Annotated in this window: 17 protein-coding genes, 2 tRNA genes and 1 other RNA gene; 12 read left to right on the forward strand and 8 right to left on the reverse strand. The window is 58.0% G+C overall.

Features of this window, described 5'->3' with window-relative positions; all coding sequences use genetic code 11:
• Genes AXF15_RS12235 through AXF15_RS12250 form a run of 4 tightly spaced genes read left to right on the forward strand, consistent with a single transcriptional unit; the run spans position 1 to position 2,009 of the window.
• Positions 1-420, forward strand: a complete 420-nt coding sequence (locus AXF15_RS12235) for a hypothetical protein (RefSeq protein ID WP_151192387.1) — start codon at positions 1-3, stop codon at positions 418-420.
• Positions 413-922: a P-loop NTPase family protein gene (locus tag AXF15_RS12240; protein WP_066608025.1), complete on the forward strand. Its 510-nt coding sequence runs from the start codon at positions 413-415 to the stop codon at positions 920-922. Before AXF15_RS12235 ends, AXF15_RS12240 begins: the two co-directional genes overlap by 8 nt.
• On the forward strand, positions 916-1,515 hold the full coding sequence (locus tag AXF15_RS12245) for a hypothetical protein (protein WP_066608027.1): 600 nt from the start codon (positions 916-918) through the stop codon (positions 1,513-1,515). The genes AXF15_RS12240 and AXF15_RS12245 overlap by 7 nt, the downstream gene beginning before the upstream one ends.
• Positions 1,512-2,009: an ECF transporter S component gene (locus AXF15_RS12250; RefSeq protein ID WP_066608030.1), complete on the forward strand. Its 498-nt coding sequence runs from the start codon at positions 1,512-1,514 to the stop codon at positions 2,007-2,009. Before AXF15_RS12245 ends, AXF15_RS12250 begins: the two co-directional genes overlap by 4 nt.
• A 100-nt stretch (positions 2,010-2,109) precedes the next feature.
• Here the strand turns inward: AXF15_RS12250 and moaC are convergent, their stop codons facing one another.
• The 3 genes from moaC to rpoZ all read right to left on the reverse strand — a co-directional run bounded on the left by moaC (position 2,110) and on the right by rpoZ (position 4,097).
• Positions 2,110-2,604 carry a cyclic pyranopterin monophosphate synthase MoaC gene (gene moaC, locus AXF15_RS12255; protein ID WP_066608031.1) on the reverse strand — a complete coding sequence of 165 codons (495 nt, stop codon included), beginning with the start codon at positions 2,602-2,604 and terminating at the stop codon, positions 2,110-2,112.
• 156 nt (positions 2,605-2,760) lie between these two features.
• Positions 2,761-3,864 (reverse strand): molecular chaperone DnaJ, encoded by a 1,104-nt coding sequence (gene dnaJ / locus AXF15_RS12260; RefSeq protein ID WP_066608033.1) that lies wholly within the window; start codon positions 3,862-3,864, stop codon positions 2,761-2,763.
• Positions 3,864-4,097 carry a DNA-directed RNA polymerase subunit omega gene (gene rpoZ, locus AXF15_RS12265; protein WP_066608035.1) on the reverse strand — a complete coding sequence of 78 codons (234 nt, stop codon included), beginning with the start codon at positions 4,095-4,097 and terminating at the stop codon, positions 3,864-3,866. The genes dnaJ and rpoZ overlap by 1 nt, the downstream gene beginning before the upstream one ends.
• Before the next feature lie 312 nt (positions 4,098-4,409).
• On the opposite strand from rpoZ, the gene AXF15_RS12270 reads away from it, so the two are divergent.
• Positions 4,410-5,159: a tRNA lysidine(34) synthetase gene (locus tag AXF15_RS12270; RefSeq protein ID WP_066608037.1), complete on the forward strand. Its 750-nt coding sequence runs from the start codon at positions 4,410-4,412 to the stop codon at positions 5,157-5,159.
• Positions 5,160-5,207: 48 nt separating this feature from the next.
• On the opposite strand, the gene AXF15_RS12275 is transcribed toward AXF15_RS12270, so the two are convergent.
• The 5 genes from AXF15_RS12275 to AXF15_RS12295 all read right to left on the reverse strand — a co-directional run bounded on the left by AXF15_RS12275 (position 5,208) and on the right by AXF15_RS12295 (position 10,678).
• Positions 5,208-6,023, reverse strand: a complete 816-nt coding sequence (locus tag AXF15_RS12275) for a metallophosphoesterase family protein (protein WP_066608040.1) — start codon at positions 6,021-6,023, stop codon at positions 5,208-5,210.
• Positions 6,024-6,029: 6 nt separating this feature from the next.
• Positions 6,030-6,968, reverse strand: coding sequence for a diacylglycerol/lipid kinase family protein (locus tag AXF15_RS12280; RefSeq protein ID WP_066608043.1), 939 nt, complete (start codon positions 6,966-6,968; stop codon positions 6,030-6,032).
• Positions 6,969-7,101: 133 nt separating this feature from the next.
• Positions 7,102-8,271, reverse strand: coding sequence for a methionine adenosyltransferase (gene metK, locus AXF15_RS12285; RefSeq protein ID WP_066608044.1), 1,170 nt, complete (start codon positions 8,269-8,271; stop codon positions 7,102-7,104).
• A gap of 19 nt (positions 8,272-8,290) precedes the next feature.
• A complete protein-coding gene (gene ahcY / locus AXF15_RS12290) occupies positions 8,291-9,712 on the reverse strand; it encodes an adenosylhomocysteinase (RefSeq protein ID WP_151192388.1) in 1,422 nt (473 codons plus the stop codon).
• Positions 9,713-9,763: 51 nt separating this feature from the next.
• The gene (locus tag AXF15_RS12295) at positions 9,764-10,678 is read right to left on the reverse strand and encodes an ArsR/SmtB family transcription factor (RefSeq protein ID WP_066608048.1); all 915 of its coding nucleotides are present in this window, start codon (positions 10,676-10,678) and stop codon (positions 9,764-9,766) included.
• A 106-nt stretch (positions 10,679-10,784) separates the two neighbouring features.
• Between AXF15_RS12295 and AXF15_RS12300 the strand changes: the two genes are divergently transcribed.
• The 7 genes from AXF15_RS12300 (at position 10,785) to AXF15_RS14145 (ending at position 13,948) form a co-directional block, all read left to right on the forward strand.
• Positions 10,785-11,258: a DciA family protein gene (locus tag AXF15_RS12300; RefSeq protein ID WP_066608050.1), complete on the forward strand. Its 474-nt coding sequence runs from the start codon at positions 10,785-10,787 to the stop codon at positions 11,256-11,258.
• On the forward strand, positions 11,258-11,887 hold the full coding sequence (locus tag AXF15_RS12305; RefSeq protein WP_066608052.1) for a DUF2927 domain-containing protein: 630 nt from the start codon (positions 11,258-11,260) through the stop codon (positions 11,885-11,887). The genes AXF15_RS12300 and AXF15_RS12305 overlap by 1 nt, the downstream gene beginning before the upstream one ends.
• Before the next feature lie 54 nt (positions 11,888-11,941).
• Positions 11,942-12,015, forward strand: a tRNA-Gln gene (locus tag AXF15_RS12310).
• A gap of 3 nt (positions 12,016-12,018) precedes the next feature.
• Positions 12,019-12,096: transfer RNA gene (locus AXF15_RS12315), tRNA-Glu, on the forward strand.
• Positions 12,097-12,278: 182 nt separating this feature from the next.
• An RNA gene (locus AXF15_RS12320) (hammerhead ribozyme type II) lies at positions 12,279-12,341 on the forward strand.
• A gap of 214 nt (positions 12,342-12,555) precedes the next feature.
• A complete protein-coding gene (locus AXF15_RS12325) occupies positions 12,556-13,560 on the forward strand; it encodes a helix-turn-helix domain-containing protein (RefSeq protein WP_066608054.1) in 1,005 nt (334 codons plus the stop codon).
• Between the two features lie 40 nt (positions 13,561-13,600).
• A complete protein-coding gene (locus AXF15_RS14145) occupies positions 13,601-13,948 on the forward strand; it encodes a TraK family protein (protein WP_151192389.1) in 348 nt (115 codons plus the stop codon).
• The last annotated feature ends 6 nt before the right edge of the window (positions 13,949-13,954 follow it).

Genomic DNA, 13,954 nt, shown 5'->3' on the forward strand with positions numbered 1-13,954 from the left:
TTGCATCACAGCTCTTCCCCGTCAAGGAAAACGCCGCCGGGTACGCCACCCGTGGAAGCTTTTGGCGAAACGCATTGCGTGATCGACCAGAGCAATCTTTTTGTCAGCGCCACCCTCGAGGACGAACTGCTTCTGCTCAACGCCCCGGAAGGCGCCCTCACCCGGCTTCAGGAAATCTGCGTCCGCTTCGGTTTTCAGCCTGAGCCGAAACGTCCGTTTTCCTCCTACTCCGGCGGCGAACAGGCCATTCTCTGCTGTACCTTGCTCATGCTCCTTGTGCCGGACGGCGTCCCGGTCCTTCTGGTTCATGTGCTGGAGACCCTGTCCGAGCGAAACCGGGCTCTTCTGCGGCAGGCCTTCGACGAATTTCTGCCGGCAAGTCCTCTGCTTGTCCTGAGGACGGAGGGTCCGCATGCTTGAAATTCCCGCCGGAACGCACACCGCGCCGCACTCCGGCTTACGCTACACATTACGGGAGCCGCTGATTCTGCCCAGACATTCCTGTCTTTTTCTGTGCGGCGACAACGGCGCGGGAAAAACAAGTTTTCTGGAGCATGTGCTCATCGCCCACATCCGCGCTTCCCATACCCTTTTATATCTGGCTCAGGATCTGGAATTACAGGAAAACACCATGCGCGCCACCCTGGCTCTGCTGGACATTTCCGCCGCACCTGCCCTGCCGGAACTGGCTGTGGATTGGATTCTGGCCAGCGACTGCCGGGATACGCTCATTCTGGACGAGTTCGACAAGCATCTCAACGAGTCGCTGTTCAGAAAACTCTGTCTCCAGGATTTCGGCTGGGTGATCTGTGTGTCACACTTGGAGCTGCGCACACCCTACGAAGCTCTGTCCCGTGGATATGCCCTGAACTTCAGAAGGCAGGGTACGGAAGTCCGTCTCAGCCCCGAAGAATTATGGTGAAAATTCCAGCCATCCTGGTGCTGCTCGGGGCATATTTCGGCCTGTTCGTCTTCGGACTCTGGTACGCCCATGTTCCTGTCCAGGCTGGCCTCTTGCTCCTCTTTCTCCTGCTCGACACATTACGGCACGGCTTACGGGCCATCCCGCGCACGCTGCGGATCGTGGGACCTTTCGTCCTTTGTCTTCTGTGTTTCGGCGGGATATTCCAGTGGCTGGAGCTGATGGGCCGCACGGACTGGCTTCATGATTCGCTGGTAAAGTGCCTCGTCTTTCCCAACTCCTTTCTGGCGGTCAAGCTGGCTCTGGACAGCATCACTTTCCGCGATCTTCTCGCTCTGCCTCTGTCCTCCAACTCCCGGCGGACGGTCATCGTGGCCAAGGCGGTGATGGGAAAATCAGCCCCTGTGCTGGAGCGCTACCGGTACTTCATGAGTCTTTCCCCACATTTCCGGCACAGACGCATGGAAAAATTTCTGCGCATCTGCGCGGTCATGGTGGCCGCGTACATCAGCATCTACAGGCAGACTGAACAGACCAGGATTCTCTATAACCACAGGCGCAGGCACCTGCGCGCCATAAGGAAGCAAAAATGAGGAACATACGTATCGCGGCCTTGTCCATCATCGCTCTGACCTGTCTTGCCACCCTGCTTATCCGCATCCCGCTGCCCAGCCGGGGATATTTCAATGTGGGGGATGTCGCAGTGGTTTTCGGCGGCATGGTGCTTGGCTGCATGCGGCCTGGACAAGGCGTGTGGTGGGCGCTGGCGGCATGCGGGACGGGCTCCGCTCTGGCAGATATTCTGGGCGGATTCGCCGTTTTCGCCCCCCTGACTTTCGCGGCCAAGGGCATAGAAGGAGCCTTCGCTGCGGCTGCGGCCAGCCGGAGCAAGGCGGGACGCATCCTGCTGCTTGGCCTGGGCGGGCTGGGCATGGTCGGAGTCTACTTCATCGGCGAGACCCTCATGCCTAACATCGGCCTGCAAGGAGCTGTGGCCGAAATTCCCTCCAACCTGATCCAGGCCATAGGAGGAGCCGCAGGAGGTCTGCTGGCGGCGGGAACGCTGAAGAAAACCGGGCTGTTCTAGGTCTGAAAGCCCCGTGCAGTCTGGACAGGCTTGGGCTGGTCGAAGGCCGCTCTTTTGACGGACATATTGCGGCCCGGATGAAAAACTCCGGGCCGTGTCCTCAGGAAAGTCCAGAGGCCTCGTTGAACTCGCCGCTTTTTCCCCCACTTTTGTGCACCAGCCGACAATCGGTGATGCGGATGTCCCGCTGCACGGCTTTGCACATGTCGTAAACGGTCATAGCTGCCACCTGCGCCGCCATGAGAGCCTCCATTTCCACGCCTGTGGGGCCGGTTGTGCGGGCTTCGGCCTCGATCTCTATGCTCAGATCGGCGGGCACAGGCGTGAGACGCACATCCACCTTGGACAGAAATAAAGGATGGCACATGGGAATGAGTTCCCAGGTCCGTTTGGCAGCCATGATTCCGGCTATCTTGGCCGTGGTCAGAACATCGCCCTTGGGCAGGGCGCTGTCCCGAAGCAAGGCGAATGTTTCGGCGCCGAGAAGAACGCGGGTGCGGACCACGGCTCTGCGCCTGGTTTCCGCCTTGTCCCCCACATCCACCATGGTTACCTCTCCAGAGGCGTCCACATGCGTCAATTTCTGCTCCGCCATTTTTCCTCCGTTATCTTCGGCCTGAATTCCCCTGTATCGGCTCTTTTCCACCGGATATGCCGTCTGGTTGAAGGCTGTCAGCGGCGCAAAGAAAAAGCCGGAATCTTGATTCCGGCCTGTTCCTGTTCGCGCTTGTAAAAATCCAGATTCCGGAGCTCAGTCGCCCATGGCTTTTTTGAAAAAGTCCTTGACCTTGTTCATGGGCCGGTCTTCCTCAAGCTTCTCGAACTCGCGCAACAAAGCTTCCTGCTTCTTGGTCACGCTGGACGGAATGTTTATCTGTATTTCCACCAGCAGATCGCCGTGAGCGGAACTGCCCAGATGGCGCAGGCCCATGCCCTTGATGCGCAGAATCTTGCCGGACGGCGTGCCTTTGGGAATTTCCAGTGTCACGGGTTCATCCAGTGTGGGCACTTCGATCTTGTCGCCCAGAATGGCCTGCACAATGGAGATATCCACCGTAATGAGCAGATCCTGTCCCCGGCGGGCAAAAACCTTGTCGTCATCCACATGTATGACCACATAGAGGTCGCCGTGAGGTCCGCCGAATTCTCCCGGTTCACCCTCGCCGCGCAGGCGCAGGCGGCTGCCGCTGTCCACTCCGGCCGGGATGCGCACCTTGAGGCTCTTGTCGGTCTGGGTCACGCCCAGGCCCCGGCATTTGGCGCACGGATGCGTGATGATGGAGCCTTCGCCACGGCAGACCGGGCAGGGCACGGCAATACGGAAGAAGCCCTGGCTCTGGGTCACCTGCCCCTGCCCCTGGCAATGCTGGCAAGTTTCGGCCTCATGCCCGGGAGCCGAGCCGGAACCCGCGCATTCGGGGCAGGTTTCCTTTTTCGGAATGTTCAGCTCCACCTCGGTACCCTTGGCCGCGTCCCGGAAGGAAATGTGGAGATTGTAGCGCAGATCCGCACCCTGCCGGGGACGGCGGCGACTGGAAGTGCCGAACCCGAAGAAATCGCCGAAAATATCGCCGAAAGCGCTGAACACATCCTCGGCCGAGCGGAAATGATCGCCGAAACCCTGGCCGTTGACGCCTGCATGGCCGAAGCGATCATACTGGGCGCGTTTGCCCGGATCACTCAGAATTTCATAGGCTTCCGCCGCTTCCTTGAATTTGTTCTCGGCTTCGGCGTCATCGGGATTACGGTCCGGGTGGTAATGAAAGGCAAGCTTGCGGTAGGCGGTCTTGATTTCATCTCCCGACGCGGTCCGGCTCACGCCGAGAACTTCGTAATAATCACGCTGAATGGCCATTATTCGTCCTGCGCGTCATCCGTCACGAAGCTGAAGTTCTCGATATTTTCCGCATCCGGCATCACCTTGCCTTCGGCGATTTCCCGGAGAGCGGTCACCACTTCCTTGTTTCTGCTGGAGACAAGGGGATCATACCCTTCGTGATACTGTTTGACCCGTTTGATGGCCATCTGCACGATCAGGAATCTGTTGTTGACCTTCTCCAAGCAATCTTCAACGGTTATTCTGGCCATTGAACCTCCGGCTCCATAATGCATCGGGTTGAAAACGATATTTCCGTGCAAAAGTCTGGGCTGAAAAATAACATTGCAAGCTACCCACACAGTCTGTCCGTGTCAATGAATAATCCCGTCCATACCCGGAAAATTCTTTACACGACGCGCTCCCGCCGGTATAAAATCCGGCCTTGTCTCTTCAGCACAAAACTTTTTTCAGCTTCGGGTCGGCACAAACGGCGTGGCAAAATCCCAGAAATCCAGAAAACATTTGCAGCACTGGAATAATACCCCTTTCGTGACTGTCAAACAGACCGCCAGGAGATCGGCATGGCCCAATGGGGCAAACTCAAATACGCGCAGCAATTCTGTCTCTCTCAGGCCGGAAAAGCCATGCAGCAGGCGGGCATGGCCTGGCCCGGTGCACGTATCGGCCTGGCTGTGTCCGGCGGCATCGACAGCTGGGTCATGCTTCAGGTCATGCTCCTGCGGCAGAGGATCCTGCCCTTCCCCATCGAACTCTTTGTCATCCATCTGAATCCGGGCTTTGACGCCTCCAGCCACACGCCGCTGACCGAATGGATACGCGCACACGGCGTGGCCGGACATCTGGAAGTCACGGATTTCGGACCGCGCGCCCATTCGCCGGAAAACCGCAAGAAATCCCCATGTTTCTTCTGCGCCTGGCACCGCCGAAAGCGCCTGTTTGGCATTTGCAGAAAATACGGGCTGACCCATCTGGCTTTGGGGCACAATACCGACGATCTGGTTTCCACTTTCTTCATGAACATGCTGAAGACGGGGAAGATCTACGGACTCGCACCCAGGGAAAACTATTTCGACGGGCGCCTGACGCTGATCCGCCCGCTTCTGCTGCTGGACAAGACCACCATTACCCAGGCCTGCCGCCAATGGGCGTTGCCGGTCTGGGAAAATGCCTGTCCGTCCAAGGATAGAACCGCCCGCTCCGAGACCCTCCAGATGGCGCTGGATCTTTGCGGCGGGGACAAACGCATCCGCACCAACATGTTCAGTGCCCTGCGGCGCTGGCAGATGGAGTCATGGCCGGGAATGGTGTAGCTCCGGCGGCCGGAATGTCTTTCCGCGTCTGGCGGACCCGGCCCGGACTCAGGGGTGCGACACCTCTTGGATGCAAATCTGTTCCTTCATCTCAAAACGCTGTGCCGACGCAGAATAGTCCCAGCGCTGGGCCTGCCATGCCGTGCCGCCTGACGTCCGGCGGATCAGATTGACGGAGTTGGGATAATTTTCCCGCACCCGCCTGGAAACGGCCGTTCCGGCCTGAATGATCCACAACCGCTGCCCCTGTCCGTTCCCGGATACCGGCACAATGTAGGGATGATGAATGTGTCCGCCAAGCACGGCATCGGCACCCGCATCCAGCCATGCCTGAAGGGCCGCCTCCATGTTTCCGCGCAGCAGGTTTCTTCGTTCCGTCGCATGGAGCACATGAGCGGGCTGATGTACCGCGACCAGTTTCAGTGTCTGCGGTGCTGCCGTAAGACGCCGGGCCACTCCGGCAATCTGGTCGGAAGAAAGCTCGCCGTGGATGTGCCTGTGCGGCCGGGTGGTGTTCACGCCGATGACCGTCACGCCGGGGCAAACCAGGGAAGTCAGGCCGTGTCTGTCAAAAGGCGTCGGGAAAAATTCCTGGTACAGACTGTGAGGGCGTATCAGACGTTGCCACGGGCACCACAAGGAGATGTCGTGATTTCCCGGAAGCGCGAGGACGTGGGGCACGGCCAGCGCCTGGACATACTCCCGCGCGGCCATGAATTGCCGCCGCGTGGCCCGCTGGGTGATATCTCCGGACAGCACGAGGGCGTTCACGCCCTCCTCCCTTGCCAGCCGCTTCAGCGCCTGGGCCACGGACCGCACTTCCGTACCGAAGTGAGTGTCCGAAAGATGAAGTAATGTGGTCATGGCGGCCTACGCGGGCTTCACCAGAAAAAGCCCTTTGGGGCGCACTTCAAAGCGCAGGGGAAGGTGCATCAGACAGGTTTCCCCATCGGTGGCCACTTTGATGCTCCGCTGCGGCCAGGAAGCATTGCGGGATACGGTCATGGAACTGAAGGGAAAGCAGAGAATGTTTTTCCCGATTCCCTCCGTATCGCCGCGCAGCCCTTGAATAGCCATCCATATGAGATGCAAAGGATTTTTCGGATGAACAGTCACGCCGAACAGGGCCGGGTCATGAGGCTCCGCGGCGGCCACTTCCGAATCGAACAGACCGAACTGCTTCAGTTGCAACAGATTGTTGCCCACAAAAAGCATGGGTGTACGCACACATTTTCTTATTTCAGAATCGATCAGGGTCAGACGCACGAACTTCTGTTTCAGGAGCAGCGTGTAGAGCGCCGCCAGCAAGGCCACCACGCGGTTGCGGCCCAGATTGGCCTTGAACGCTTCCCGGTCTTCCAGAAGAAACGGATACAGCCCGATGCTGGCGTTGACCAGAAAGACGCGTCCGTTGACCAGCCCGACCTGCACGGGGCGAACCTTGCCCGTCAACAGCTGCTTCAGGGCGACGGGCAATTCCTGGGAAATACCGTGTTCCCGGGCGAAATAATTGAATGTTCCCTGAGGAAGAATGCCGAAAGGCATATTCCGGCCAAACACGGCCTGGGCCACGGCGTTGAGGGTGCCATCCCCTCCGGCGGCCACCACCACGGCACCTGCGGCTTCCGCCTGCGTCACGGCCTCAGGAATTTCCCGGGACAGCTCCGGTCCGGGATGCAGACCGATAATGCGGTATTCCCTGCCCGCATCCCGCAACTCGCGCTCGATGATTTCGCGGGTTGCGCCGCTTTCGTAACTGCCCGCGCAATCGTTCAACAACACATGAATGGGCGATCGGGAAATGTCCATGGTCCGCTCCGGCAGCCGGTTGTTCCCAGAATGCGGCCCCTTCTTCTGCGGACAGCGCCCGGCAGCGCGTCCGCAATATGAATGGAGCCGGCACAGGCCGGCTCCGTGATGTCAAAAATATACCGATGGAAGGTCAGATTCTGGCCGCTGTTTTCAGATCCTCGATAGCATCCGTCACTTCCCAGGGGAAGAGCGCATCCTCGCGTCCGAAGTGTCCGTAGCAGGCACTTTTCCTGTAGATGGGCTGGAGCAGATTGAGCCGTTTGGTAATGTGGTAGGGCCGCAGATCGAAGACTTCCGTCACCGCCTTGGTCAGTACTTCGTCCGGCACCACGCCCGTACCGCCGGTGGTCACCAGCACCGAAACGGGATCGGCCACGCCGATGGCATAGGCGATCTGCACTTCGCAGGTTCCGGCCAGTCCGGCTGCCACCACGTTCTTGGCCACGTAGCGGGCCATGTAGGCGCCGCTGCGGTCCACCTTGGACGGGTCCTTGCCTGAGAACGCGCCGCCGCCGTGATTACCCATGCCGCCGTAGGTGTCGTTGATGATCTTGCGTCCGGTCAGGCCGCAGTCGGCCAGAGGGCCGCCCGCCACGAACCGGCCGGTGGTGTTGATATAGATGCGGGTGTTCTCGTCCAGCATGTTCTGGGGCAGGATCTTGAAGATGACCTCCCGCTTGATGCCTTCGGCAATTTCCTCGTTGGTCGCCTCGGGCGTATGCTGGGAAGACACCACCACGTTGTCGATCCGCACGGGCTTTCCTTTGCGGTACTCCACGGAAACCTGCGTTTTGCCGTCAGGGCGCAGAAAGCCCAGAACGCCGCTCTTGCGCACCTCGGCCAGCTTGCGGCTCAGCCCGTGGGCGTAATAGATCGGCGCGGGCATGAGCGACGGCGTTTCCACGGTGGCGTACCCGAACATCATGCCCTGGTCGCCCGCACCCTGCTCCTCGGGCTTGTCCCGGTCTACACCCATGGCGATATCCGGAGACTGTTTGTCGATGGAGGACAGAACGGCGCAGGTATCGGCGTCAAACCCCATGTCCGAGCTGACATAGCCGATTTCACGCACTGTGGAGCGGACGATTTCGGGCAGGTCGGCGTAGGCTTCGGTGGTGATTTCGCCGGCGATGACGGCCATGCCGGTGGTGACCAGAGTCTCGCAGGCCACCCGGGAACGGGGATCCTGCGTCAGCAGGCAGTCCAGCACGGCGTCGGAAATCTGATCCGCGATCTTGTCCGGATGTCCTTCGGTCACTGATTCGGAAGTGAACAGATAGTGGTCCGCGTTGAGAATCATGAAAATCTCCTTGAATTGATCAGTAACGGTAATGATCCGGCTTGAAGGGGCCGGTCACGGGCACGCCGATATAATCGGCCTGTTCCTGGGTCAGAGTTTCCAGCGCCGCGCCCAGACGGGCCAGATGCAGTCTCGCCACTTCCTCATCAAGAATTTTGGGCAGAATCATGACCTGAGGCGGATATGTGTTTTTGGCCAGATCGATCTGGGCCAGAACCTGGTTGGTGAAGGAATTGGACATGACGAAGCTCGGATGTCCGGTGGCGCATCCCAGATTCACCAGACGGCCTTCGGCCAGCACGATGAGACTCTTGCCGCCGGGCAGAATCCACTTGTCCACCTGGGGCTTGATGTTCTCCCGCGTGCAGCCGGACGTTTTCTCCAGAAACTCCATATCGATTTCATTGTCGAAGTGCCCGATATTGCAGATGATGGCCTCGTCCTTCATGCGCATCATGTGCTCGCCGCGAATGACATGGTAGTTACCCGTCGCGGTGACGAAGATGTCCGCCTCTTCGCAGCCCTTGTCCATGGTAGTCACTTCGTAACCTTCCATGGCCGCCTGCAGGGCGCAGATGGGATCGATCTCCGTGACCAGCACGCGCGCCCCGAAGCCGCGCATGGACTGGGCGCAGCCCTTGCCCACATCGCCGTATCCGCAGATGAGCACCACCTTGCCCGCCACCATGATGTCCGTGGCCCGCTTGATGCCGTCGGCCAGGGACTCCCGGCAGCCGTAGAGATTATCGAACTTGGATTTGGTCACGGAATCGTTCACGTTGAAAGCCGGAAAAAGCAGCTCTCCGGCCTTGGCCATCTGGTAGAGGCGATGCACGCCGGTGGTGGTCTCCTCGGACACGCCCCGGATGCGGGCCGCAATTTTGGTCCACTTCTGCCCGTCCACGCGCAGACTTTCCTTCAGCCGGTCCAGCACGCAGCGCAGCTCCCGATTGTCCGTCTGCCGGTCCGCCAAAGAGGGATCTTTCTCCGCCTTCACACCTTCGTGTACCAGCAACGTGGCGTCTCCGCCGTCGTCCACGATGAGGTCGGGGCCGGTTCCATCAGGCCAGGTCAGAGCCATTTCCGTGCACCACCAGTATTCTTCGAGCGTCTCGCCCTTCCAGGCAAAAACCTTGGCCAGGCCCTGTTCCACCACGGCGGCGGCGGCATGGTCCTGAGTGGAAAAAATGTTGCAGGACGCCCAGCGCACGTCCGCGCCCAGAGCGTGCAGCGTCTTGATGAGCATGGCGGTCTGGATGGTCATGTGCAGGCTGCCAGTGACGCGCAGGCCCTTCAGCGGCTTCTCGGCGCCGTATTTGTCGATGAGGGCCATGAGCCCGGGCATCTCGCGCTCGGACAGCTGCATCTCCTTGGAGCCCCAGCCCGCCAGCTTCATGTCGGCGACCTTGTACTCCAGAGCGGAATCAATGGGTTGGATCATGTTCACTCCTTGGTCCATTGGTTTCAATATTTATTGGAAATTTTCCGGCCGTCAGGCCGATATGTCGCGGCGGGCTGTCAGTACCACCAGCGTGAGTCCCAGATTGACCTCGTGAGATGCGCTTTCAAGCATTCGCAATCCGGCCCGGCCGAGCCAGTCACACAGATCGTCCAGAGCGAAGCCCAGCCAGCGGTCCCCGTACCGGGTACGCAGAGTTTCATTGGCGTGCGGCAGAAAATCGGCCAGAACAGCCAGCCCGCCGGGACGGATCACACGGCCCATCTCCACAATACCGTCCTGAGGTGCGGCCAGATGATGCAGCACCAAAGACATGACCGCCGCGTCCGCCTCCGCGTCGCGCAGGGGCAGATGTTCCAGATCGCCGATGCGCAGACTCACGCCGGGGCTGTCCGGCAGACGCTTGGCCGCCGCCTCCAGCATGCGCGAAGAATTGTCCACGCCGATGACCTGCTCCGCTGTCCCGGCCAGACGTTCCAGCAGAAGTCCCGGACCGCATCCCAGATCGACCACGGTCCCGCCCTTCCCGGCCCGCTGCACAATGACTTCGCTCAGGTCGAAATCTCCCAGCATTTCCCGGCTCAACCGGGTCCAGTCCCAGGCTATCTCGTCGAAAAAACGTGCAGTGGAATGCCTGCGTTCCCGCAGAACCCGCTCCGCGGCCTGCATGTCTGCCCGATGGCTGGGGAAGTCCGCCAGTTCGTTCAGAACCGCGCGCAGCAGAGCGCTCCGGGTCCGCTGTGCGGAATAAAAAGCCCACATCCCCTGCCGCTGACAGGCCACCAGATCCGCATCCACCAGAATCTTCAGGTGCCTGGAAACACGCGACTGCCCCATGCCCATGACCTGAACGATCTCACCCACATTCAGTTCATGGCGGGCCAGCACGCCCAGCAGGCGTAATCTGGTTTCATCGGCAAGTGCCTTGGTTTGCAGGAGGATTTTCATAAAATGATATATCAAGATATTTTGATCTGTCGTGCGCTACATTGTCCGGCACATACCGTCAAGCCTCTCTTGCCCGGAACCGGAAGGCCCTGTACGAACAGCGTTCATGAACACGCGCACCCGGAAAATCCACTCCGCGAGCGAAGCCCTGGACAAGTTTCTGGACTCGCCAGAAGCCCTGCTGGAACTGGCCATCGCCCGGCTGTGGCGACACTGGCCGGAGGTTCTGGGCCCGGACATGTCCCAGTTCGTCCGCCCTCTGGGACACCGCAAGACCACCATGCTGCTGGGTGCGGCCAACTCGCTGGTCATGCAGGAGCTGTCCTACTTTGGCCCGCAGATTCTGGAAAAAGCCAACTCTTTTCTGGGCAACACGTATTTTCAGAAAGTGCAGATGGAACTCATGGGCGGCCGCCCCGCTCTGGACGCCCCCCTGCTGTCGCCCGCTCCGCGCAGGATCGCCCCTCCAGCGCCCGCTCCACTGGGCAACCTGCTGCCGTGCATGGACCCGGCCTCTCCAGTCAGCGCCTGCTACCGGGCTTATGTCAAACACTTCAACCCGGAAATGATGGAAAAATAATGACCGTGCGCTTCCTTCTGACACTTCTGTTCCTGATGTCCGCAAGCCTCTGCGCCGCTTCCGATGAAGTCCTCAGGGACTACATCCCCACGGGCACCATTACCCGCTTCGATGAGCCCATCAGATTCTGGGTCGGCGGCAAGGACCGGCTCGAAGGACAGTACTACATCGCTACAGTCGTCAATGAAATCCAACGCATTGTCCCGCATCTGTCCATCACCCAGACGTCCTCCATCGGTTCGGCCAATCTGCGCATCTACCTGACCGATTCACACCAGGAATGGCAGGAGGCCATCCTCCAGGCGACCTCCGACAGCGCCGGATGGACGGAGTACGGGCACCTCATCCGCGGCATGACACTGGTAGCTCATTCACCGGGCGGAAAAATCCGGCGGGCGGATATTATTCTGCACCTGGACTTCCAGACATCGGGCGGACAAAAACTCTGGGTGGTACGGCATGAGTTTCTGCACGCCTTGGGTGTCCTGGGGCATCCTACCCGAGCCCGCTCCACGGTACTCAACTCGCGCCAGCCGCAGGAGGAAAAGAACGGGCTTTTTTCCGATTCGGACATTCTCGTGTTGCAGACCATCTACCGCCCGGATCTGAAGACCGGAGGCTCCTGGTGAGAGCATCTTCGCTTGACACCGAGAGAACCTTTTCATACGGGGAACGCTCTCTGCTGGGCGATCGTTCAACGGCAGGACAGCGGACTCTGACTCCGTCAATCTTAGTTCGAATCTAAGTCGCCCAGCCAAGCGTCCCCATCGTCTAGCTAGGTCCAGGACACCGGCCTTTCACGCCGATAACAGGGGTTCAAATCCCCTTGGGGACGCCAGTCCAAAATGGCGCAATAACTATCCAGAATAACTGGATATTTGTTGCGCTTTTGTTTTTTCCTTTCGCCCCCTCCAAAAAAAAGCCCGCTTTGGCGTTCAGCCGAGGCGGGCTTTTTTGCGCTCTTTTTTCTGCAGCCACGCAGCGGACACCAGGGATGCCGCTTCGCTCTCATCCAACCCAAGGCGAAACGCCCCTGGGCGTCTCTGCGGCGTGGTGGCCGTAGACTGATGATGCCAGCCAGTATCTGCAACGTGAGAACAGGACAGGAAGTATAGGCTAGCTGGAAAAACAAAAGCTCCGAGGTGGCCGCCAAGGAGCTTAAGCAGAGCGGAGAACCGCCCTTATTAAGTAAGGACGGTCCCTTAATAGCCGTTTGGCTATAACCCGTCAAGTACAATTTTGACCTGGGCTCTGTTTTTTTACCCTTTTTCCGGCAAAAAAGTAAGGACGGTCTGTAATGGCTACAGCAACTCTTTATGCTGGAATCAATTTTGAGGGACCTATTGTGCCATTCAAATTACTTGCGAAGCAAAAAATCTCTTTAGGGGCAAAGAATGTCTTTGCCCTTATCGCAGCATTCCGAAGGAATGGACGCAGATGCTTCGCCAAAACCACATGGTTTGCTGAGCAGCTTGGGATAAGCGAAAGCAGTGCTCGGAACTATATCAGGAGTCTGATCGAAACAGGACTGATCCGGAAAGATGACCAGGGATGCTACCATGTGGAGTGGGAAGCCCTTGGGCTCCAAAAAGAGGACAATAATTCCGATGAAAAAGAGAAATTTTGCGCCGGTGACCGCAAAATTTGCGGCATATATAATAATATTAATACAGAACCTAAAAGACACCCCTCTCCCTCCCCTGTTCCCGCCGTTCCTCCTGCGCCTGTGGCGCGGGATGCGTCTTCTTTTCGTGATGTTAAAGCGGAAGAGGCGTTCACGCAGGTCTGGGCCGCCTACCCTCGGCCGCCAAGGTTCGTCTCGCGCGAAAAAGCCTGGAGAGAATTCAGGCGGCTATGGAAGCAAGGCACACTGCCGAAGCTGGAAGTGATCCTTGCAGCCATTAAGCTCAACAGGGAGCAGAATCCGGCGTGGTCGCCGAGTAATGAGGGCGGCCGCTATATCCCCAATCTTGAAACCTGGTTGTCCGGCCGGCGTTGGGCAGATGACTTTGCCGGCGCGCCGATCACCTCGCCGCGCCCGTCTGCCGAAGAAATAGCCCGGGCGGAGCAAGTTGCCGCAATTCAAAAACACACGGAAGAGTGGGGCAATGTTTCTCCAACGCAAATCAAGGAATTTCAGGAGCTGGAAGGACGTTTGGGGCTCAAAGATAAATCAAAGCGCAGCCAGGCATTCGGTCTTTACCGATTTCTTAAGGCCAGAGGAGTATCACTGCATCCAGAAATGGGTAGTGATCTCCTGACTTTCCTCAAAAATGTGTCCTGGAATCACACTATCGCATAATATAATTGTGCATAAATTTAGGAGAATAAGGGAATACGCCATGAAGAAGAAAAGATTGAGCAGAAATATTGCAAAAGTTGAATTCATTGCAAACGAAGAAACCATAAAAAATATGATCGCAGAAGGATATCCACTAAAAGTAGTTCATGAGATACTTTCACAAGAAAAGGGAATAAAGATGGCATATACAACATTCGCATTCCATTACAGGAAAGCGAAGGAAAGACTTCAGAAAAGCTCTGAAAATATTGAACATAAAAATAATCATACGAAACAAGAAAATAAAAACAAAACATCTTCTCCACCTATTATTGGAGAAAGCAAGGTCAAAGACCCTTGTAATCCAGATTCATACCTAGAAAGCAAACTAATTAAACCAAAGGAGTAAAATAAA

The organism is Desulfomicrobium orale DSM 12838 (assembly GCF_001553625.1).
In the GTDB taxonomy this organism is placed as follows: domain Bacteria; phylum Desulfobacterota; class Desulfovibrionia; order Desulfovibrionales; family Desulfomicrobiaceae; genus Desulfomicrobium; species Desulfomicrobium orale.

Bases quoted from the DNA above. Each gene is read 5' to 3' on its own strand.
- AXF15_RS12250 (WP_066608030.1), top strand. From the start codon at position 1,512: ATGAGGAACATACGTATCGCGGCCTTGTCCATCATCGCTCTGACCTGT.
- AXF15_RS14145 (WP_151192389.1), top strand. From the start codon at position 13,601: ATGAAGAAGAAAAGATTGAGCAGAAATATTGCAAAAGTTGAATTCATT.
- moaC (WP_066608031.1), bottom strand. From the start codon at position 2,604: ATGGCGGAGCAGAAATTGACGCATGTGGACGCCTCTGGAGAGGTAACC.
- dnaJ (WP_066608033.1), bottom strand. From the start codon at position 3,864: ATGGCCATTCAGCGTGATTATTACGAAGTTCTCGGCGTGAGCCGGACC.
- metK (WP_066608044.1), bottom strand. From the start codon at position 8,271: ATGATTCTCAACGCGGACCACTATCTGTTCACTTCCGAATCAGTGACC.
- rpoZ (WP_066608035.1), bottom strand. From the start codon at position 4,097: ATGGCCAGAATAACCGTTGAAGATTGCTTGGAGAAGGTCAACAACAGA.
- AXF15_RS12240 (WP_066608025.1), top strand. From the start codon at position 413: ATGCTTGAAATTCCCGCCGGAACGCACACCGCGCCGCACTCCGGCTTA.
- AXF15_RS12270 (WP_066608037.1), top strand. From the start codon at position 4,410: ATGGCCCAATGGGGCAAACTCAAATACGCGCAGCAATTCTGTCTCTCT.
- AXF15_RS12295 (WP_066608048.1), bottom strand. From the start codon at position 10,678: ATGAAAATCCTCCTGCAAACCAAGGCACTTGCCGATGAAACCAGATTA.
- AXF15_RS12245 (WP_066608027.1), top strand. From the start codon at position 916: ATGGTGAAAATTCCAGCCATCCTGGTGCTGCTCGGGGCATATTTCGGC.
- AXF15_RS12305 (WP_066608052.1), top strand. From the start codon at position 11,258: ATGACCGTGCGCTTCCTTCTGACACTTCTGTTCCTGATGTCCGCAAGC.
- AXF15_RS12300 (WP_066608050.1), top strand. From the start codon at position 10,785: ATGAACACGCGCACCCGGAAAATCCACTCCGCGAGCGAAGCCCTGGAC.
- AXF15_RS12325 (WP_066608054.1), top strand. From the start codon at position 12,556: ATGGCTACAGCAACTCTTTATGCTGGAATCAATTTTGAGGGACCTATT.
- AXF15_RS12280 (WP_066608043.1), bottom strand. From the start codon at position 6,968: ATGGACATTTCCCGATCGCCCATTCATGTGTTGTTGAACGATTGCGCG.
- AXF15_RS12275 (WP_066608040.1), bottom strand. From the start codon at position 6,023: ATGACCACATTACTTCATCTTTCGGACACTCACTTCGGTACGGAAGTG.
- ahcY (WP_151192388.1), bottom strand. From the start codon at position 9,712: ATGATCCAACCCATTGATTCCGCTCTGGAGTACAAGGTCGCCGACATG.